General features: G+C 39.8%; 13 protein-coding genes, 2 pseudogenes and 2 riboswitches. Of the genes and pseudogenes, 8 read left to right on the forward strand and 7 right to left on the reverse strand.

What is annotated here, in order from left to right; genetic code table 11:
• Position 1: 1 nt before the first annotated feature.
• Both CZ225_RS05385 and CZ225_RS05390 read right to left on the reverse strand, forming a co-directional pair.
• Positions 2-1,075, reverse strand: coding sequence for a YncE family protein (locus CZ225_RS05385; protein ID WP_077155707.1), 1,074 nt, complete (start codon positions 1,073-1,075; stop codon positions 2-4).
• A gap of 185 nt (positions 1,076-1,260) precedes the next feature.
• Positions 1,261-1,461, reverse strand: a riboswitch (cobalamin riboswitch).
• Between the two features lie 112 nt (positions 1,462-1,573).
• On the reverse strand, positions 1,574-2,614 hold the full coding sequence (locus CZ225_RS05390) for a DUF4465 domain-containing protein (protein WP_077153259.1): 1,041 nt from the start codon (positions 2,612-2,614) through the stop codon (positions 1,574-1,576).
• Positions 2,615-2,760: 146 nt separating this feature from the next.
• A riboswitch (cobalamin riboswitch) is annotated at positions 2,761-2,979 on the reverse strand.
• 244 nt (positions 2,980-3,223) lie between these two features.
• On the opposite strand from CZ225_RS05390, the gene CZ225_RS24560 reads away from it, so the two are divergent.
• Genes CZ225_RS24560 through CZ225_RS05400 form a run of 3 tightly spaced genes read left to right on the forward strand, consistent with a single transcriptional unit; the run spans position 3,224 to position 6,841 of the window.
• On the forward strand, positions 3,224-3,346 hold the full coding sequence (locus tag CZ225_RS24560) for a hypothetical protein (RefSeq protein ID WP_262351969.1): 123 nt from the start codon (positions 3,224-3,226) through the stop codon (positions 3,344-3,346).
• Between the two features lie 51 nt (positions 3,347-3,397).
• A complete protein-coding gene (locus tag CZ225_RS05395; protein WP_077153260.1) occupies positions 3,398-6,160 on the forward strand; it encodes an outer membrane beta-barrel protein in 2,763 nt (920 codons plus the stop codon).
• Between the two features lie 51 nt (positions 6,161-6,211).
• On the forward strand, positions 6,212-6,841 hold the full coding sequence (locus CZ225_RS05400; RefSeq protein WP_077153261.1) for a cytidylate kinase-like family protein: 630 nt from the start codon (positions 6,212-6,214) through the stop codon (positions 6,839-6,841).
• Positions 6,842-6,927: 86 nt separating this feature from the next.
• On the opposite strand, the gene CZ225_RS05405 is transcribed toward CZ225_RS05400, so the two are convergent.
• On the reverse strand, positions 6,928-8,592 hold the full coding sequence (locus tag CZ225_RS05405) for a putative transporter (protein ID WP_077153262.1): 1,665 nt from the start codon (positions 8,590-8,592) through the stop codon (positions 6,928-6,930).
• A gap of 503 nt (positions 8,593-9,095) precedes the next feature.
• Between CZ225_RS05405 and mutA the strand changes: the two genes are divergently transcribed.
• The 5 genes and pseudogenes from mutA to CZ225_RS24850 form a co-directional block, all read left to right on the forward strand.
• The gene (gene mutA / locus CZ225_RS05410) at positions 9,096-10,997 is read left to right on the forward strand and encodes a methylmalonyl-CoA mutase small subunit (RefSeq protein WP_077153263.1); all 1,902 of its coding nucleotides are present in this window, start codon (positions 9,096-9,098) and stop codon (positions 10,995-10,997) included.
• A 1-nt stretch (position 10,998) separates the two neighbouring features.
• Positions 10,999-13,146 carry a methylmalonyl-CoA mutase gene (gene scpA, locus CZ225_RS05415; RefSeq protein ID WP_077153264.1) on the forward strand — a complete coding sequence of 716 codons (2,148 nt, stop codon included), beginning with the start codon at positions 10,999-11,001 and terminating at the stop codon, positions 13,144-13,146.
• A 528-nt stretch (positions 13,147-13,674) separates the two neighbouring features.
• A pseudogene (locus CZ225_RS05420) lies at positions 13,675-15,639 on the forward strand (DNA topoisomerase 3); the annotation flags it as partial.
• A gap of 359 nt (positions 15,640-15,998) precedes the next feature.
• The gene (locus CZ225_RS24845) at positions 15,999-16,172 is read left to right on the forward strand and encodes a hypothetical protein (RefSeq protein ID WP_394334017.1); all 174 of its coding nucleotides are present in this window, start codon (positions 15,999-16,001) and stop codon (positions 16,170-16,172) included.
• Between the two features lie 43 nt (positions 16,173-16,215).
• Positions 16,216-16,492, forward strand: a pseudogene (locus tag CZ225_RS24850) (linear amide C-N hydrolase); the annotation flags it as partial.
• A 109-nt stretch (positions 16,493-16,601) separates the two neighbouring features.
• Here the strand turns inward: CZ225_RS24850 and CZ225_RS05435 are convergent.
• From CZ225_RS05435 to CZ225_RS05450, 4 genes are all read right to left on the reverse strand, one after another.
• On the reverse strand, positions 16,602-17,960 hold the full coding sequence (locus CZ225_RS05435; protein WP_077153268.1) for a dipeptidase: 1,359 nt from the start codon (positions 17,958-17,960) through the stop codon (positions 16,602-16,604).
• Positions 17,960-19,036: a chorismate synthase gene (gene aroC / locus CZ225_RS05440; RefSeq protein WP_077153269.1), complete on the reverse strand. Its 1,077-nt coding sequence runs from the start codon at positions 19,034-19,036 to the stop codon at positions 17,960-17,962. The genes CZ225_RS05435 and aroC overlap by 1 nt, the downstream gene beginning before the upstream one ends.
• A gap of 369 nt (positions 19,037-19,405) precedes the next feature.
• Positions 19,406-20,191, reverse strand: coding sequence for a porin family protein (locus CZ225_RS05445; protein WP_077153270.1), 786 nt, complete (start codon positions 20,189-20,191; stop codon positions 19,406-19,408).
• Between the two features lie 36 nt (positions 20,192-20,227).
• On the reverse strand, positions 20,228-21,313 hold the full coding sequence (locus tag CZ225_RS05450; RefSeq protein ID WP_077155708.1) for a PCMD domain-containing protein: 1,086 nt from the start codon (positions 21,311-21,313) through the stop codon (positions 20,228-20,230).
• Between the last annotated feature and the right edge of the window lie 95 nt (positions 21,314-21,408).

The raw sequence follows: 21,408 nt of genomic DNA on the forward strand, positions 1-21,408 counted from the left end.
TTTATTGATTGTTATATTGAAAGCAAAAGGCACCTGGTGTAATGCCAACTTTAAATGTATCTACTGGTTCTCCTTTGGGAGTAAAGCGATAGATAACTCCTGGTTGTTGGTAATCTATAGCATCTGCCACATATACTTCAGATGTGTTGGGATCTACTGTTAGCCCATAATAAATACTATTGTTTGCCGGTGCTTTAAGAAAAGGACGCACTGGAACCCGAGAATCAGTTACATCCATGCGCCAGATATCTTCTGAAATGAAATATAGAGTATCTCGTTCACCGTTTAATACTACTTCAGATGCTCTTTTTTCTTTGTTAAAACTGTAAAATCTAGTAGCTTTTTGTGAAGCGGCATCTATCTTATAAAGAGTAGGCTCTTCGTAACTATAAGGACTACCTTCATAGCCACCATCGGTTATTGTCCATATTTGTCCGTATTTATCGAGGACGAGTGATGTAGGCTGTGTGCCTACGGTGATTTCGTTTACCACTTGGTCTGTTTCAGTATCTATCACCAGTATTTTGTTGTCATAAGACCAACAGTTTGTGAATACATATTTTCCGTATTGTACCATTTGTTCTGTCGATTGATGTCCTTTCGTTTCGATGGTTCCTGTCTTTTGTAAAGTTTGAGGATTGAATATGGTAATTGCTGAGGCATATAGATCGGTAATGTATGCTTTTGTATCACTTACAAAATGTATGTAACGAGGGGAAGTTAAATTTGTGATACCGCCCAATATCTCAAAAGTTTGCAAGTCTATCACATATACTACTCCGGAATTATTGACTACTACATAACCTTTGCCGTCGTGTACAGTCATTGATTGCGCTACATCACCCAATTTTCTCCCATTTGCACGAAAGAAAACATCATTTTCTATCTTTTGGGTTTCGGGATTATAATAGGAAAGGCTGGCATTGCCATATTGAAAATTCCCTTCATTGGTGATAAATAATCCGTTGCCGGAAATTTCAAAAGGCTTTTTGTCAAATGGATCATAGTCCATGCACGATGCTACGGCAAAGAATAAAAGAAGGATGGGAATAATGAACGGAGTCTTTTGCTTCATAATCTGTTGTTTTCCAGAATCTATGTATCGTTGACACATTTATTCTTCGGAATTATTAACCAAAGTAATAATTGAATTTACAGTGAGCGGCAAACTAAGATACATGTCAATAGAAAAAGTCTTTCTGACACATAATGTATGTGAGAAAAAGGGTTAATGACCTACTTCCTGAATGCCGCAGGAGTAAAATGCAAACGAAAGAGGCAGGTCTTCTGACTTATTCCCTTATTCGGTAGCACCTTCCCAGAGAAGATTTCCAGTGGCAATGTGCTCCAAATTGCATGATTTTGTAATCCATGCGGGAAAATACAGCAGCGGCTACTGTTACCGATTATTACGGTATTTCCTTTTGTCTCTTTCAGAGAACCACTTTCGTGGGTGCAAAGATAGTTATCTTTTCTTAGATGATTATCTTTTTAATGAGGTAAAGTAAGGAAGACCAATGCTGTTCTTCCTTACTTAAGGTATTGAATAGATTTTAAAGAATCTCTTTCTTGCTTATAATGCGACAGCTATATCATCTATACAAAAATAGGCTGGAGTATTCATTCCATAATCTCCGATATCAGAACTATTCATAGAGAATTGGATTTTGTGTACTTTACCCAATGATGATAGATCTACACGTTTCCAGTCGGTTAGCACACCTCCTGCATCTGACTTGCGAAAATCAGCTAGATAAGCCTCTACTTTACTTGTCTTTTCACCTGCTGCATTAAATCCTTGGATTGTTATTTTAAGCCAATCCTTATCTTCAAAGGAAAACTTTTTAGCTGTATTATCACCTTGCAACATAGAAAGTGCAGCATAACTGCTGTTGGCTATGTACAAATGGTCAATGATATATTCTGCATTGTCGTCTATAAAATCTATAGAAGTTGCTTCTTCTCCTGAAAAAGAACTGTAATAAGCGACAGCAAATGTTTTAGAATGGTTATGCCCACCGTTTTTCTGGTTATGGTCGCCATAATATACACTACATTGATTGGTGTATAACTTTGTTTCTTTGTCATTCCATTGAGAGATTGCAATACCTCCATTATAGAATTCGTTACTGGTATGGAAGAATAAACCGGATTCTAGATCGTCGTATCCTCCGTAAAGATACTCGCCTGTATAATTCGAATAGAGATTTTCTCCGTATGAAGTCGGGCCTGCCAAATAACTCTCATCTGCATTCTCAAAAGTTACATAATGGAATACCTTTACTTCGAAAGAAGCATTCAAAGTCGATTGATCATTTCCGGTAGCAACGATTTCGATTTTACCGCTTTTTGAAATATTAGCAGTTCCTTTTTGAGGGGCAACCACTGTCAGGAGACCATCTTTGAGAGAAGCGTTCCATCCTTCAGGTTGTTTGATAGCAGTTGAATTTACATCTTGCAGTTTAACTTCAAAAGTTCTACTTTCTGCATAATTGAAGTCTTCAATAGATGCAGCGGTAATCGTTAAAGAAGATTTTCCTTTGGGGATTGAATCATCATCCGAACAAGCAGCCAACAGGCATACTGTAACTAAAAAGAGAAGATACTTTTTCATACGTTTCATATATAGTTAATAAATTATTGTCTCGCAAAAGAAAGCAAACAAAAGCTGCGTCAGACAATATTGTTTTTATATGATAGATGAAATGCTATCTGATATGAAGACAATGATCATCGGCACTCCCGTTGCTCGCAAGAGTTATTCCTTTTTCTGTATAGGTAGGTCTTCTGACTCATTTCTTAATAGATATGCCTTCCCAATCTTGTTGAGACCAGTGGCTTTTTGTCTCTATATATTCCCCTATTAATAGGAGAAGTGAAATTTACAGCAGCGAGAACTGTTGCCGGTTTACACGGCATTCCCTTTTAATCTTTCCATAGAGATACCTATCGGAAAGAACCTTAACGGCACAAAGGTAGTGTTTTTTTGAGAATTGGAAAAGAAGTGTTATGTTAAATGTTAGAAGTGAGTGTTTCGTATGGAAAAGTTGAAGATATTTAATCAGTGAGTGCAAATATAATATTGTGTAAGAATATAGTTAGTACTTAATTTTACCTTTTTTACAGGCTTTTTCTCTTGAATCACTTTTATATTGTGTACTTTTACCGCCTTAGAACTTAAAACCACTTTTTAGGTTATTTCAGATTAATGTGGTGTGGAAAGATGAAAAAGAATAGACTTAACTCCTTTATGCTTGCCGGTACAGGAGGTGATGTAGGCAAAAGTATTTTAGCTGTGGTATTTTGCCGTATTTTGAAGCAAGATGGTTATATATCTGTTCCGTGAGAAAGCACATTGATATGTTATTGTTGTATATGATTTTGGAACACAACTAATATGAAAACTTATAGACTAGCCGGACTATTTTTATTTTTAATGGGGATATACTCTGTTTTGTATGCCCAGCAGACAAGGACAATCAAAGGAAGGATACTGACGCTTGAAACTGGAAGCAAAGAAAAACAGCCTTTACCTTCCGCAAGTGTCGTCGTATTATCAAAAAGTGATTCTGCTTTTGTAAAAGGAACGACAAGTGACAAAGAAGGTCGTTTTACGATTCGTTTTCAACCTCAGAATAAAAAGATATATTTGTTGAAAACTTCTTTTGTGGGAATGCAATCTGTTTTCCGTGTCCTAAAGGATTCAGTATCTGCCGATGTTGGGACAATTGTCCTGAAGGATGATGATATCCGGATTAGCGAAGTCGTAGTGACTGCCAAATTAAAAGAGATAGTGATGGAAGGTGATACGACAGTAATCAATGCAGCAGCCTATAAAACGCCGGAAGGTTCTTATCTGGAGGATTTGGTGAAGCGTATTCCGGGCTTGGTGTATAATAAGAATGATAAATCATTGAGTTATAACGGTCAAACGATCAGTGAAATTAATGTAAATGGAGAATCTTTCTTTTCCGGCAGTAAGGAGACTGCGTTGGAAAATCTTCCGGCAAATTTAGTCAGTAAGTTACGAGTGTACGACAAACGTTCGAAAGAGGAAGAATTTACCGGTGTTGATGATGGCAAGAAAAATTATGTCCTCGACCTGCAAACTAAAGATGAACTGAATGAAACATGGTTGGGGAATACAAAAGTCGGATTTGGTAATAACCGAAAGAAAGACCTGGAAGCACAAGCGAACTATTTTCGGAAAAATGGAGATAATATTTCATTGATGATGCGTTCTACAAATAGATACCAGAATAGTACTTATAAAGATAACATCAATAATTCGATAGGGTTGAATATAACAAAGAAGTTAGGAGAAGATTTAAGATTATCAGGCAGTGTGAATTATGGTCTTAATCGGAATGGTAATATTTCCAGTACCTATCAAGAGCAATATTTGACTAGTGGTAATCAATATTCTTCTTCCGTTAGTGAGAACAATTCTAAAAACAGAAATATATCCGGTAACTTCTTTGGAGATGGAAAGATTGATAAACGTACCCGTTTCAATTTTATGGGAAATTTTTCATTATCTCCCAATCAAGGTGAAAACAGTAATCAGAATGCAACTTTTGATGCACCTCCAGGGATTGATCAGAATAGTTTTTTTGATAATTTTGAATCGATCCCTAATGCTATCAGGATCAATCGGAGTGAGAGTCGTTCGCTATCTAAAGGCCAATCAAATAATTATATGTGGATGGCAAGCGTTATGAGGCGAATGGATGAGAAAGGAAATACCACCATTAGCTTGAATCTTCAAAATTCAGATACTTGGGGAACAAACAAAAATTTCTCTCTTTCCAATACGACTTATTACCGTCTGAAAGATAAGTTGGGTAATGATTCGGTGCTTTTTCGAAATCAATATTTGCAATCACCTACTCGGAATGGTAATTGGCGGATGGGACTTTCTTTATCACAATTGATAGTTAAGAAGATACGTTTGAATGCTGCCTATGCCTGGAGTACCCAGTATGAGAGAGATAATCGCGATACGTATGAGCTCTCTTCTTTGACAACAGCAGATACATTCGGGAAACTTCCTGATGATTATCAGGAAGGGTATGTCGATAGTTTGAGTAATAGAAGTCGTAGCCGTTTTAAAGGGCATGATTTGAGCCTGGGAATTAACTATAATGACACTACATGGACACTCAATGCAATGGTAGTCGTTACCCCACAAAAGCGTACGGTTGAGAGAAAAATAGGGAAACTTAGTGCTGATACTACTATGAATACTATCGATTACCGACCGATGATATGGGTAGGCTGGCGAAAGAAACAACTTCAACTGAATCTGAATTATGATGGCATGACCCGTCAGCCTTCTTTGTCTGATTTGATGCCTTTGACAGATAATAGTGATCCGTTATTTATCACTCGTGGAAATCCGGATCTTAAACAGATGTTTACTCATAATTTACGTCTGAGTTTTCAGAATCAAGCGAAAGGACTATCTGCAAATGTTGGCTGGCGGATGGAACAGAATAGTGTAACTCAGGTTATGATATATGATTCACAGACGGGAGGACGTGAGACATATCCTATTAATATTAATGGTAATTGGGGAGTAAGTGCCGGAGCCAATTGGTGGAAACGTATGGGAAAATCCTTCTCTTTGCGATTGGATGCTTATGGAAATCGTGATAACAGAGTCAGTATGATCAATGAAGATAAAAGTCAAGATCCGAAGAAGAGTACAACACGTGCTTCCAATCTGAATTGTGAAGCTCATCTTTCATATCAACCTACATGGGGTGGGCTTGATCTTTCCACAGGCTGGCAATATCAGTATTCGCTCAATTCGGTGAATGATAATAATACATTTACTCGAAATTATCGGTTGGGGCTTGAAAGTTATGTGGATTTACCTTTCGGACTACAACTACGGACGGATGCAACGTATGAACTTAGAGGTGGAACCAATATTCAAAAGGATGATAAGAACGAAATTCTCTGGAATGCGGGGGCTACCTATCGTTTTCTGAAAAAGAAAACTGCGGAGTTGTCAGCATATTGGTCGGATATTCTGAGTGATAAGAAAAATTATACACGTTCAGTTACTTCCGATGGATTTTATGAATACCGTAGTCAGCAAATACGTGGATATTTCATTGTAAGTTTCAAATATAACTTCCGTACAATGATGTAAGTTTTGGAAATAATTCGTATGTTTGCTTCAAAACCATAAAACAAATGTACTATGAGTGGTAATTATGTCATTAATATCGGTCGCCAGTTGGGTAGCGGCGGAAAAGAAATAGGAGAGAAGTTGGCTGCCCGTTTGGGTATTGACTTCTATGATAAAGAATTGATTAATTTAGCTTCGGAAGAAAGCGGTCTTTGCAAAGAATTTTTTGAAAAGGCGGATGAAAAAGCTTCACAAGGTATTATTGGAGGTTTGTTTGGAATGCGGTTCCCTTTTATTAGTGAAGGGGCAATGCCTTGTACCAATTGTTTAAGCAATGATGCTTTGTTCAAAGTACAGAGTGATGTGATTCGTCGGTTGGCAGCTGAAAAATCTTGCGTATTTGTTGGACGTTGTGCTGATTATATTTTGAGAGAGCACCCCCGTTGCGCAAATATCTTTATTTCAGCTTCTAAAGAAGATCGTATCGCGCGTCTTTGTCAGATTCATCGTATTGACGAAGAAGCAGCAGAAGCAATGATGGAGAAAGCTGATAAGAAGCGTTCGGAATACTATAATTATTATAGTTTTAAAACATGGGGAGCTGCGGCTACTTATCATTTATGTATTGATTCCTCTTCATTGGGTATTGATGGAACCGTTCGGTTTATAGAGGAATTTGTAGCAAAGAAACTTCAACTGTGAAAACATATATTGTGTGAGGAGAAAAATAAAGCCGACTTATTCATTTATGAATTTAGCCGGCTTTTCTATTAATGATAAAACTTAATTTACATCATTGCTAATAATATCATCTGCCCTGTCAGAATACGAAGGAACATTGATAACGGGTAAACAGTGGAGTATCCAACTGCTGGCGCATCACTGGATGTTGTCTGGTTTGAATAAGCCAATGCGGGAGGATCGGTATTACTTCCGGCAATTAATCCCATCAAAGTGAAATAGTTTACCTTGTAATATAGACGGGCAATTGTACCGATGATAAGCAATGGTATGACTGTAATCAAGAAACCGCTACCTACATAAAGTAACCCATCTCCTTCTACCACTGTTTGCACGAAGTTAGCTCCTGCATCAATACCTACACTCGCCAGGAAAAGCACGATACCTATTTCGCGAAGCATCAAATTAGCACTCATAGTAGTATAGGTTACTAAATGAAGCTTATGGCCAAAACGTCCGATCAAAATAGCCACTACTAATGGTCCGCCTGCCAACCCTAGCTTTAATGGAGTCGGCATGCCCGGGAAGGTAATAGGAAGGCTGCCTAAAAGGATACCTAAGAAAATACCAACAAAGATAGTTATTATATTAGGTGTGTCAAGACGCTTTAGTTGGTTACCTAATGCGTTGGCAACACGTTCGACAGCATCTTGTTGGCCCACTATCATAACGCGGTCACCCACCTGTAATATCAGATTAGGATCGGCAAACAAGTCCATACCGGAACGATTGACACGAGTTACGTTTACACCATACATGCTGCGGAAATGCATAGAACCTAATGTTTTTCCATTGATTTCCGGTTTGGTAACCAAGATGCGACGGGATACCATTGGAAGGTCTTGCTTTTCCCAATCCAATTCTACTTCTTTTCCTATAAATACAGTAATGGCGGCGGCATCTTCTTCCGAACAAACAATAAATAGCTGGTCGCCCACATTGAAGAGAGTTTCATGGTTCGGAATGCTTACATGACCTTCATGACGAATACGTGAGCATACAAAGGGACGTCCCAGAAAGTTTTTAATCTCAATCAATGTTTTTCCACTGATAGACTCATTACGCACCTCAAGACTCATCATATGTGGCTTATGGTGTGTATCTTCACTTTGTGTTTTCAGACTTTCTTCTTCCTTATTCAGATTGATGCGGAAGATATAACGGATAGCAATAATCGAGCCAATTATACCAACCACACCAAGCGGGTAAGCACAGGCGTAACCAAGCGCAATTTGCGGACCGTTATAGCTCAACTGATTCAGTGCTTCGTTAGCAGCACCAAGTCCCGGAGTGTTTGTTACAGCACCATAGAGGATACCTACCATCATGGGCAGTTCAACACGTCCGTTCCAGAGATAATAAAGTCCCAGAGCAACAGCAATATTTAACACTACGATGCCTACAGCCAACAGGTTTAATGTCATTCCACCTTTCTTAAAAGAAGAGAAAAATGATGGCCCCACCTGAAGACCGATACAGAATACGAACAAGATCAATCCGAATTCGCGGATGAAATGTAGGATGCGTGTATCGGCTGTGAAGCCGAAATGTCCCATTAGGATGCCGGCAAACAAAACAAAAGTGACTCCCAGAGATACTCCGAATATCTTGATCTTGCCAAGATACACACCGGCTGCCACTACGAAGGCGTAGAGGAATACGATATGCGCTACGGAGCTGGGGTCCCATAGTAAACTTTGTAACCAATCCATAATTTAATAGTAGTTTTTATGATATTTTTCTAAAAAACGGATGCAAAATTAGTCATAACATTGGAGCTAATCAAATAAATGAAGAATTAAAAATGAAGAATATCCATTTATGCAATTCTGTAGATATTCAATTGTAGGAGATTACTTCTCTATTATATTATACAATTTCTAAATGATTCAAATGGTTATTCCTTTTACTGCATACGTTAATTCTTGTGGCTGCATAACGTTATCCCTTCTGGTGTATATATTAATTCGTAGGACTATAGTTCAGCGAATTATTTTGTGCATAAGCAATCGTTGTTCTATGAACCGGGAATCCTAAGTCTTTGCATCGTTTCCTTTGAACGGGAAAAGAGTAGCTTTCTGTTTGTACGAATTTTCCCTAAAAAAGACAGTCTTTTGAACTTAATGGTTATATTTGCAGATCTAACGATGGGCATTTGGTGTGAAATAGATAAATATAAGGACAATATTAATTTTGTTTTAATTTTAAATAAACTATGGCAGACAAAAAAGAAAAACTCTTCTCGGACTTTTCTCCTGTCTCTACCGAACAATGGATGGAGAAGGTTACAGCCGACCTGAAAGGTGCTGATTTTGAGAAGAAGCTCGTTTGGAAAACAAACGAAGGGTTCAAAGTAAAACCTTTCTATCGTATGGAGGATTTGGAAGGTTTGAAGACAACAAACGCACTTCCCGGAGAATTCCCTTACTTAAGAGGTACGAAGAAAAACAACAATGAATGGCTGGTTCGCCAGGAAATTAAAGTTGAGTGCCCGAAAGAAGCAAATGCAAAAGCATTGGATATTCTGAATAAAGGTGTAGATTCTCTTTCTTTTCACATAAAAGCAAAAGAACTGAATGCTGAATATATTGAAACGTTGTTAAATGATATTCAGGCTGAATGTGTAGAATTGAACTTCTCAACTTGTCAGGGACATGTTGTTGAGTTGGCTAATCTACTTGTTGCTTATTTCCAGAAGAAGGATTATGATGTGAAAAAACTGAAAGGTTCTATCAATTATGATTTCTTCAACAAGATGCTGACCCGTGGTAAGGAAAAGGGGGATATGGTACAAACTGCCAAAGCTTTGATTGAAGCTATTCAACCGCTTCCTTTTTATCGCGTAATTAATGTAAATGCTTTATCTCTGAACAATGCTGGTGCGTATATTTCTCAGGAATTGGGTTATGCGTTAGCTTGGGGTAATGAATACTTGAACCAGCTGACAGATGCAGGTATACCTGCTGCTACAGTTGCCAAGAAAATAAAATTTAATTTTGGTATTAGTTCTAATTACTTCCTTGAAATTGCTAAGTTCCGTGCAGCACGTATGTTATGGGCGAATATTGTAGCTTCATACAATCCTGAATGCTTGCGTGACTGTGATAATAAAGGTCCTCAGGGAGAATGCCGTTGCGCTGCAAAGATGGCAATTCATGCTGAAACATCGACTTTCAATCTCACTTTATTTGATGCGCATGTAAACTTGCTTCGTACACAAACCGAGGCGATGAGTGCGGCGTTGGCTGGTGTTGATTCAATGACAGTTGTGCCGTTCGATAAGACTTATGAAACTCCGGATGAATTCTCGGAACGTTTGGCACGTAACCAACAATTATTATTGAAAGAAGAGTCTCATTTCGATAAAGTGATTGACCCGGCTGCCGGTTCTTATTATATTGAAAACTTGACGGTATCTATTGCAAAACAGGCTTGGGAACTCTTTCTTGCTGTAGAAGAAGCTGGTGGTTTCTATGCTGCGCTGAAAGCTGGTACTGTTCAGGCTGCTGTAAATGAAAGCAATAAAGCTCGCCATAAAGCAGTAGCTCAACGTCGCGAAATTTTGTTGGGTACTAACCAGTTCCCTAACTTTAATGAAAAAGCCGGTGAAAAACGTCCGGTTGAAGCGAAATGTTGTTGTGGAAATGATGCTCAAACTTGTGCAAAGGATGTGAATACATTAGTATTTGATCGTGCTGCCAGTGAATTTGAAGCTTTACGTCTGGAGACAGAAGCCTCTGGTAAGTGCCCGAAAGCATTTATGCTGACGATTGGTAACTTGGCTATGCGTCAGGCACGTGCCCAATATTCTTGTAATTTCCTTGCTTGTGCAGGTTATGAAGTAATCGATAATCTTGGATTTGAAACTGTAGAAGCTGGTGTTGAAGCGGCAATGTCTGCTAAAGCGGATATCGTTGTTCTTTGTTCCAGTGATGATGAATATGCAGAATATGCTATTCCTGCTTTCAAAGCATTGGACGGACGTGCTATGTTTATTGTTGCCGGTAATCCAGCTTGTGCTGAAGAACTTAAAGCTGCAGGTATCGAGAACTTCATCCATGTTCGTGTAAACGTATTGGATACCTTGAAAGAGTTTAACGCCAAACTATTGAAGTAAAATGAGAAAAGATTTTAAAAATATCGATATATATGCTGCATTTCAGCCTGCTAACGGTGCTGAATGGCAAAAGGCTAACGGTATTTCCGCTGACTGGAAAACACCGGAACATATTGAAGTGAAGCCTGTTTATACAAAGGAAGATCTTGAAGGAATGGAACATCTGGAATATGCAGCCGGACTTCCTCCCTACTTGCGTGGTCCTTATTCAGTAATGTATACTCTTCGTCCCTGGACTATCCGTCAGTATGCCGGATTCTCTACTGCGGAAGAATCAAATGCATTCTATCGTCGTAATCTGGCTGCCGGACAGAAAGGTTTGTCTGTTGCATTCGACTTGGCTACTCATCGTGGCTACGATCCTGACCACGAACGTGTTGTGGGTGATGTTGGTAAGGCTGGTGTATCTATCTGTTCATTAGAAAATATGAAGGTTCTGTTCGATGGCATTCCTTTGAATAAGATGTCTGTATCTATGACAATGAATGGTGCGGTACTTCCGATTTTGGCATTTTATATCAATGCAGGTTTGGAGCAAGGTGCTGTATTGGAAGAAATGGCTGGGACTATCCAGAATGATATTCTGAAAGAATTTATGGTGCGTAACACTTATATTTATCCACCTGCATTCTCAATGAAGATTATTTCTGATATATTCGAGTATACTTCGCAAAAGATGCCGAAATTCAACTCTATCTCTATCTCCGGTTACCATATGCAGGAAGCAGGTGCTACGGCAGATATTGAATTGGCTTACACATTGGCCGACGGATTGGAATATCTTCGTGCAGGAACAGCAGCAGGTATTGATATCGATGCGTTTGCTCCCCGTTTATCTTTCTTCTGGGCTATTGGTACGAACCACTTCATGGAAATAGCTAAGATGCGTGCCGCACGTATGTTATGGGCGAAGATTGTAAAACAATTCAATCCGAAGAATCCTAAATCATTGGCATTGCGTACACATAGCCAGACTTCTGGTTGGTCGCTGACTGAACAAGACCCATTTAATAACGTAGGTCGTACTTGTATCGAAGCTATGGCTGCTGCACTGGGACATACGCAATCACTGCATACCAATGCATTGGATGAAGCTATTGCTCTTCCGACTGACTTTTCTGCCCGTATTGCGCGTAATACTCAGATCTATATTCAGGAAGAAACAAATATCTGTAAGAACGTAGACCCTTGGGGTGGTTCGTATTATGTAGAAACATTAACTAATGAGTTGATTCAAAAGGCCTGGGATTTAATTCAGGAAGTCGAGAAGTTGGGCGGTATGGCAAAAGCAATCGAGACTGGTATTCCTAAGATGCGTATTGAAGAAGCTGCTGCACGTACTCAGGCTCGTATTGATAGCGGTCAGCAGACTATTGTGGGTGTGAATAAATATCGTCTGGAAAAAGAGGATCCGATTGATATTTTGGAAGTGGACAACACTGCTGTGCGTAAAGAACAGATTGAAAACTTGAAGAGACTTAAAGAAGGACGTAACGAAGCCGACGTGCAAAAAGCCCTTGATGCCATCACGAAGTGTGTGGAAACTAAAGAAGGGAATCTACTTGAATTAGCTGTAGAAGCAGCTCGTGTCCGTGCGACTCTGGGTGAGATTTCTTTGGCTTGTGAGAAAGTTGTAGGACGTTATAAAGCAGTAATCAGAACAATATCAGGCGTGTATTCATCAGAAAGTAAAAATGATGCCGACTTCAAACGTGCTTGTGAATTAGCCGAGAAGTTTGCGAAGAAAGAGGGACGTCAACCTCGTATTATGATTGCGAAAATGGGACAAGACGGTCACGACCGTGGTGCTAAAGTGGTAGCTACCGGTTATGCGGACTGTGGTTTCGATGTAGATATGGGACCGTTGTTTCAGACACCGGCAGAAGCTGCCCGCGAAGCAGTAGAGAATGATGTTCACGTAGTGGGTGTTTCTTCACTGGCTGCAGGGCATAAGACACTGATTCCGCAGATTTTGGATGAATTGAAGAAGTTGGGTCGCGAAGATATTATTGTGATTGCTGGTGGCGTAATCCCTGCACAGGATTATGATTTCCTGTATAAGGCAGGTGTAGCGGCTATTTTCGGTCCAGGTTCTCCGGTAGCGAAAGCAGCCTGCCAGATTCTGGAAATCTTGATGGACGAAGAATAAATAGGTTGCAATAGACTTAAGAGGATATTAAAATAAGAATTTCTAAGTTGAAAGTTTTCCAGATTGATACCTCTTTATTATAAATCCCCTTATTATATTCTTTTTTATTATTGAAATAGGATATAAATAAGGGGATTATTATATCCCCCAATATAGATAATAATAATGTATTTCTGCATCTTTCCTTTCAGTCAGACGGATGCTTGTTATGCATGTAATAATGTTGTTACTTCATTTTGATATTGGTATTGCAGCAGAAAGGCTGGCTGTTATTTTCGGACGTTTCAATAAACGGAAATAGCTATGTGAAAGGGGCAGGATTAGGGTTATCTATCTGTCAAATCATTGTTAGTATGCTTTTTCTGGGTGCGATGGGATTGATTCGGAAGAGGGGGAGGTTCCCGTTTTGGGTTCAGGATACGGAAAATACAAACCAGTGCTATGTTGAATCGGGAATTTAATGTAGAATGAGGTAAGAAGAATGGCTAAAATTACCTACCTTTGTGCGATAAACCAGAAAAATAGAGAATGATAGTTTGCATAGCCGAAAAGCCGTCTGTAGCGCGTGATATAGCCGATGTACTTGGTGCCCATACAAAGAAAGAAGGATATATAGAAGGAAACGGATACCAGGTGACTTGGACATTTGGTCATCTCTGTACCCTGAAAGAACCTCATGAATATACTCAGGGATGGAAGTCTTGGAGCCTAAGCAGTTTGCCGATGATTCCGCCTCGTTTTGGCATTAAGTTGATAGAAAATCCTACATACGAAAGACAGTTTCATATTATCGAAGGTTTGATGCAGAATGCAGATGAGATTATCAACTGCGGTGATGCTGGTCAGGAAGGAGAATTGATTCAGCGTTGGGTGATGCAGAAAGCTGGTGCACGCTGTCCGGTAAAGCGTTTATGGATTTCTTCATTGACGGAAGAGGCAATTCGGGAAGGATTTTCAAAATTGAGGGACCAGATAGAATTTCAGTCATTGTATGAAGCAGGGCTATCTCGTGCGATGGGGGACTGGTTGTTGGGAATGAATGCCACTCGACTCTATACAATTAAATATGGTCAAAATAAGCAGGTTCTTTCTATTGGACGTGTGCAGACCCCAACTTTAGCATTGATTGTTAATCGGCAGTTAGAGATTATTAATTTTCAGCCTAAGCAATATTGGGAACTGAAAACTAGATATCGTGATACTACTTTTTCTGCACTAATCAGGAAGAGTGATGAAGAAATTGCTGCGGAGGAGGAAAAGAATGGCGGGAAAAAGAGAATAGAGAATCCGGGCATTGATCCTATTGCCAATCGTGAAGAGGGAGAAGCATTGGTGGAACGTATAAAGGAGTTGCCTTTTGTGGTTACTAGTGTCGGTAAGAAGGATGGGAAGGAGTATGCACCCCGTTTGTTTGACTTGACTTCTCTTCAAGTAGAATGCAATAAGAAGTTTGCTTATTCTGCCGATGAGACATTGAAATTGATTCAGTCTCTTTATGAAAAGAAAGTGGCTACTTATCCACGCGTTGATACCACGTTCTTGAGTGATGATATTTATCCGAAGTGTCCTGGAATTTTAAAAAGCCTTCGGGATTATGAAGTATTGACAGCTCCATTGATTGGCACTACATTATCAAAGTCGAAAAAGGTTTTTGATAATTCGAAGGTGACAGATCACCATGCAATCATTCCAACTGGGGTTTATCCGCAAAACCTGACAGATATGGAGCGACGTGTTTATGACCTGATAGCCCGTCGGTTTATAGCTGTATTTTATCCTGACTGTAAGATTTCTACTACTACAGTAATGGGAGAAGTGGATAAGATAGAGTTCAAGGTAACCGGTAAACAGATTTTGGAGCCGGGGTGGCGCGTTGTTTTTGCAAAGGATGTGAAAGATTCTGCTGAGGAGAAAGAAGGGGAGGACGAGAGTGTACTTCCTGATTTTATAAAAGGAGAGAGCGGGCCTCACATTCCTGAGTTGAATGAGAAATGGACTCAGCCACCTAAACCTTATACGGAAGCTACTTTGCTGCGTGCAATGGAAACTGCCGGAAAGTTGGTTGACAATGATGAATTACGTGACGCACTGAAAGAAAATGGTATCGGTCGTCCGTCTACCCGTGCTGCTATTATTGAGACTTTGTTCAAGCGTAATTACATTCGTAAGGAAAGAAAGAATCTAATTGCTACACCTACAGGAGTGGAATTGGTGCAGATGATTCACGAAGAATTGTTGAAATCGGCTGAATTGACAGGTATATGGGAGAAGAAATTACGTGAGATTGAAAAGAGAACGTATGATGCCCGTCAATTTTTGGAAGAGTTGAAGCAGATGGTGTCTGAAATTGTAATGAGTGTACTTTCGGATAATTCGAACCGGAGGATTACTATTCAGGATGCTACTTCACAAGCGAAAGAAAAGGAAAAGAAGGAACCTAGAAAAAGGGAACGGAAGCCGAATACTCCCAAAGATAGTAAAACTAAGAAGGAGATGAAAAAAGAGAATAATGTGGTGGTAAATGCAGAAAAAACTCTGGAATCTGCTTCGACTGTGGATAGAGACTTGATAGTGGGTCAACCGTGCCCCTTGTGCGGTAAAGGCACAATTATTAAAGGAAAAACAGCTTATGGCTGTTCGGAATGGAGAAGTGGATGTACTTACCGCAAGGCTTTTGAGTCGTAATCTTGTGATTTTGTTGTAACAGTGAGGAATCTAAAATGCTTCTTTTGAGCTTTCCTATATGGGCAAACTTCCTTTTTCCCCTTAAAATTAGTCTGATCTTTCGGCATTAATCATTGTATAATTGTTCTCGTACAATAAGAATGTCAATAATTCAAATAGATGAGAATGTGAAAAAGAAGTTAGTAGGAGTGGCTCTGCTATTAGTTGCTGTCTCTTTATGGAGTGTGCAGCCTGTAGATGGTTGTACCATGGATTGGAAAGAGGATATTATGTCTAATATCTATGTGTTCCCGCGTGGAATGGAGAGGGAAGGACATAATAAAGAGAAAACGATAAACTAGACCTCTAAATATGGAGGTGTGATTGCGACCGGTTATGATATAAGTATCGGTTCCCTTTGGTATTAATACTCCGGATAAACCGTATATCTCTTCTGACCCGTTGGCGTACCGTTTCTGATCAGAAGAATAAAGTATATTATTTTGAGTCTACTTTAACCCCGAATCTATTTTGGTTGGATTTAAAGAAAATAGATTTTAGCCCGAAAGCAGGTGTGAAGAAATTAGCGTTAACATATGGTGAGATCTATGCAGGAGATACTGTGAAAGATTTGAAGGATAGTAACCCGTTTACCTTCCTTTTTCAAACTCCCGTAATGTAAATGTTGATTGGACGATGGGTTATTATAAAATAAAGCGGTGGATAGACTGCGAGATGCAAGTTAATCCACCGTTTTAATTATGATGATCATTTATATTTCAGTTATCCCATTACGCATATTCCAAATGGAAGTTGATTACTGCTTCTATTCCCTTTCTGAAAATATCCAATGAGAAATTTTCATTAGGCGAATGAATCGCATCCGATTCAAGTCCAAAGCCCATTAATATAGTTTTGATTCCTAAAACCTGCTCGAACGTTGAAATGATAGGAATACTTCCACCGCGTCGTACAGCTAACGGCTTTTTACCAAATGCTATCTCGAATCCTTTTTCTGCTGCTTGATAAGCAGGATGTGAAATAGGACAAACATATCCTTGTCCTCCATGCATCGGAGTTACTTTTACTTGTACAGTGTCAGGAGCAATACTAAGAATGTAGTCAGCAAATAATTGAGAAATCTTGTGATGATCCTGATGCGGAACCAGGCGGCAAGATACTTTGGCAAAAGCTTTTGAAGGGAGAACTGTTTTAGAACCTTCTCCTGTATATCCACCCCAGATGCCGCAAACATCAAATGAAGGCCGGCAACTATTGCGTTCCAGTGTACTATATCCTTTTTCTCCAAAAAGAGCCTTTACTCCGATTGCCTTTTTATATTTTTCTTCGTCAAAAGGAATATGTGCAATCATTTCTCTTTCCGCTTGTGGCACTTCTTCCACATCGTCATAAAAACCGGGAACTGTAATTCTTCCATTCACATCCGTTACTTGGCTGATCATTTCACAAAGTACATTTATCGGATTAGCGACTGCGCCGCCAAAATGACCGGAATGTAAGTCCCGGTTCGGTCCGGTCACTTCAATTTCCCAATAAGCTAATCCGCGAAGTCCTGTTGTTAATGACGGAAGTTCCGCACCTAGCATACTAGTGTCCGATACCAGGATTACATCCGCTTTCAATAACTCTTTATGCTCTTCGCAAAAAGCCTCCAGGCTAGGGGAACCGATCTCTTCTTCTCCTTCGAAGATAAACTTTACATTATTCTTCAATAACTCATTCTTTACCAGATACTCAAAAGCTTTTACCTGAATAAAAGATTGCCCTTTATCGTCGTCTGCTCCGCGTGCCCAAATATATCCATTCCGAATTTCAGGTTCGAAAGGTTGGCTTTTCCAGAGTTCCAACGGTTCAGCAGGCATTACGTCATAATGAGCATATATCAATACGGTTTTAGCGTTTGGGTCTACAATTTTCTGACCGAACACAATTGGATTTCCTTTCGAAGGCATTACAAGTGCTTCGTCGGCTCCGGCTTCCAAAAGAAGTTGTGCCCATCGTTCAGCACATGCAAGCATATCATCATGATGTTCCGGCAAAGCACTGATACTTGGAATGCGGATGAGGCTGAACAAGTCCTCCATCATTTTCGGTTCGTTTGCAGCAATATATTTCTGAATATCGTTCATTATAATTGTGTTGTTTTATCTAACAAATAGTAATCGAGTATGGTCATGGCAGCCATTGCTTCCACGATAGGTACGGCACGTGGCAACACACAGGCATCGTGGCGTCCGCGAGCTTTCAAGGTAGTGTCAATACCGTCTATATTAACAGTTTCCTGCTCCATGAGCAAGGTTGCAATCGGCTTGAATACCACACGAAAATAAATATCCTGTCCGTTACTGATACCTCCCTGTATACCTCCGGAGTGATTGGTCTGTGTCTCAATCCGCCCGTTGTTATTGAAGAAAACATCGTTCTGCTCGGAGCCTCTCATCTTCAACCCTTTAAATCCTTCGCCATATTCGAAGGCTTTAGCGGCATTGATACTAAGCATTGCGTTACCTAGTGCAGCGTGCAGTTTGCCGAATACCGGTTGTCCTAATCCGATGGGACATCCTTTGATGACACACGTGATTGTACCGCCGATCGTATCGCCTTCTCCTTTTACCTTATATATAAGGTCTGCCATTTCCTTTGCTTTTTCCGGATCGGGACAGCGTACGTCATTTGTCTCAATCAAATCAAGATCATAGTCCGAGTAGTTACCTTCCAGCTTAATGGCTCCTACTTGTGAAGTATAAGCAGTGATATCGATGCCTAACTGGCGAAGTGCTAACTTTGCCAATGCACCGGCTACAACGCGCGAAATCGTTTCGCGTGCCGAAGAACGTCCACCGCCACGATGGTCACGAATACCATATTTCACATTATAAGTATAATCGGCGTGTGAAGGACGATATACGTTTTTCAGATTATTGTAGTCATTGGAGTGTTGGTTTTCATTCCATACAATGAACCCGATAGGACATCCGGTAGATTTTCCTTCGAAAATACCTGATAGAAACTCTACTTTATCCGCTTCTTTGCGCGGTGTAGTAAGAATGGATTGTCCCGGACGGCGCCGGTTTAGCTCTTGTTGCACGAATTCTTCATCAATGGAGATTCCTGAGGGAAATCCGTCGATAACTCCTCCTACTCCTTTCCCATGAGACTCACCAAAACTTGTGAGTCGAAAAATATTGCCAAATGAATTAAACATAGTTGTGGCTTATTAAAAATTACTCTATGCAAATATAACAAAGTTTTTGATAAGAAGGTTGTGATTTCGAAATATCTTCGGAAATAGAGGCTTTTTGAACCTTTTCTTCCCTTTTTAGCTTATAGGTGATGGCTTTTTAATAACTAAACCCGAAATGTATGAAAAAGAATCTATTGTATTTATGTGCATTGGTCTGTTTGGATGATCTGCATTTAAAGGTATAGACAACTGAATATGGGGATCACATTGTTGTATGAGTGCCAATAGGTTGGCATAGTTGTGCCACCTTATTGGAACGATTGTGCCACACTACTGGCACAACTGTGCCAATAAGGTGGCACAAACCGTTCAAAAGCAAGAGGAAGAATCTTAGAATGCGTATCCGAATCCTATGTTTAAATAGATAGGATACATGGCAAATGTAATTGTGTGGAAATCGCTTTTAAAGATGTTATTTAACCCCCATGTGAGGTCTGCATAAATATTGAGATGTTTGAATGCTCTCCATCCTGCACCGAATTGCAATCCCCATTGGAAATGTCTTAAGTCATTTGAGAAATCATAAGTTGCGATCTTCCCGTCATTAAATTCCACTTTGTCTCCTGTGGGATTTCCTTCACGGAGATAACCTTCATAAACGTGCCCGGAAAACTCTCTAGAAAGTAGATAGGAAAAGTAAGGACCTCCCTTTATATTCCAGCGGTTACTTATCCTGTAGGTAGCCATCAGTGGAATAGTCAGACCGGAAGTGTATACTTTCGTTTTTACTCCGCCTGTCCATGCCCCGCTTATTCTTTCGCCACCTTGTCCCAGAATCTCCATACTGTAATTTTTTACAGTAGCTTGTGTGATCATGGATTTATTTTCGAGTCGAAGTCCGGCGATGATTCCAAACTTGTTTTGAAGAGCAAACCATTTGGTTACTTCTCCTCCGATACTGATAGCAAGAGTAGGTTTGTAACTATCAATGGATCGAATTTCTGCCGGAAGCGGAAGTGGAGCAGTACCGCCAATACTAAAACCGGCTTTTATTTCGTACTCTAATCCATGCAGGGCAGAGCGAATAAGCGTTTTATTTCTATCTACTTGAGAGTAGGCGGGTAAAGCAATTCCTGCGGCAATAAGCAGACTTGCTATATAGGGATAGATTTTCATAATTCTATTGTTAGAATGAGTATTCTGTTTGCTGTTTTAATTCTCCGAATGATAAATCAGTTCAGCCTCATCAATTTGCAGGTTACTGCCGACTGCTCCATTGAAATGATCTCCTTCAAGGCTGGAAGAGAAGACAATAGATATGTTATATTTTCCTTCTTGGAGCTTCTCTTTGTCAATAAACTTTCCAGGAAGGGTAGTGAACGGAAGTTTGAAGTAAGTCCATTCGTCAGTCTCCTTAGCGTCATTGATACGTGCCATTGATACCAGATTCGGACTTGTGAACGCATTGGTTCCGTCAAGAGTGGAAACTGTTTCACTGGTCTCGTACATGATAGCATATATATCACATATATCTCGTTTGCCATTGACCGGTTTCCCACCTTCGGTAAATTGATTTCCCGCTTTATACTTATAATAACCTGCCAGATAAGTAGGAACATGTCTGAAAGGAAGACCGAACTTAGTCGCTTTCAATGGATTGGTCATAGCGTTGTTTACGTCAAAAGAACCGATAAAGAGATTACCTGCTGCGATGGGCATTCCCACCATTTGTCCGAAGAATCCGGTACTGCGGGTAACGAGTGATAAACATTTGCCTTCACAACCATCTGTTGTCTGGAAGGTTGGGTAATCGTCGGCCGTTTTGGCAACTCCGGTCAAAGCATAGCCGGCATTCCCACTTGCCCATTGCATAATTACTTTCCCTGCTTCCCGCTCTACAAAAATGTAATATTTCTGTCCACCAAGCGTATCCTCAAAATTATAGTTGGTTGCTAATTCCGTATCGATAACAGATACTGTATAAAGTTTCTTCCAAAAGCCATCAGCAGCAGTTACTGTGTATTTCTGGGGCGATTCGAAGTTGCGTTCTGTTCCTCCGACGGGGGTGATGCTTGCACCCGGTGTAAGAGTGAATTCCGGTGCAAGGGCTGATAGGTCAGTTCCCGGACCAACAAAGAGAATGATGGAATTATTATTTATGATAGGACTAGTCGTCATGATGACTCCCGGTAAACTGCAAGTTAATATATCAGCTTCTGCGTTTGGGGCCTCATTGCGGATACATGCAGTGGAGAGGATTATTGACAACGTATAGATAATTACGTGTTTTGCTCTCATTTTCTTCATTAAATTTGCTTATACATATTACTACTTCAAGTGTTTTATAACAATATGATATTTTATTTGTTCAATATAAGATGATCAGTAGAAAA

Origin of the sequence: Bacteroides bouchesdurhonensis (genome assembly GCF_900155865.1) — a bacterium.
Classification (GTDB): domain Bacteria; phylum Bacteroidota; class Bacteroidia; order Bacteroidales; family Bacteroidaceae; genus Bacteroides; species Bacteroides bouchesdurhonensis.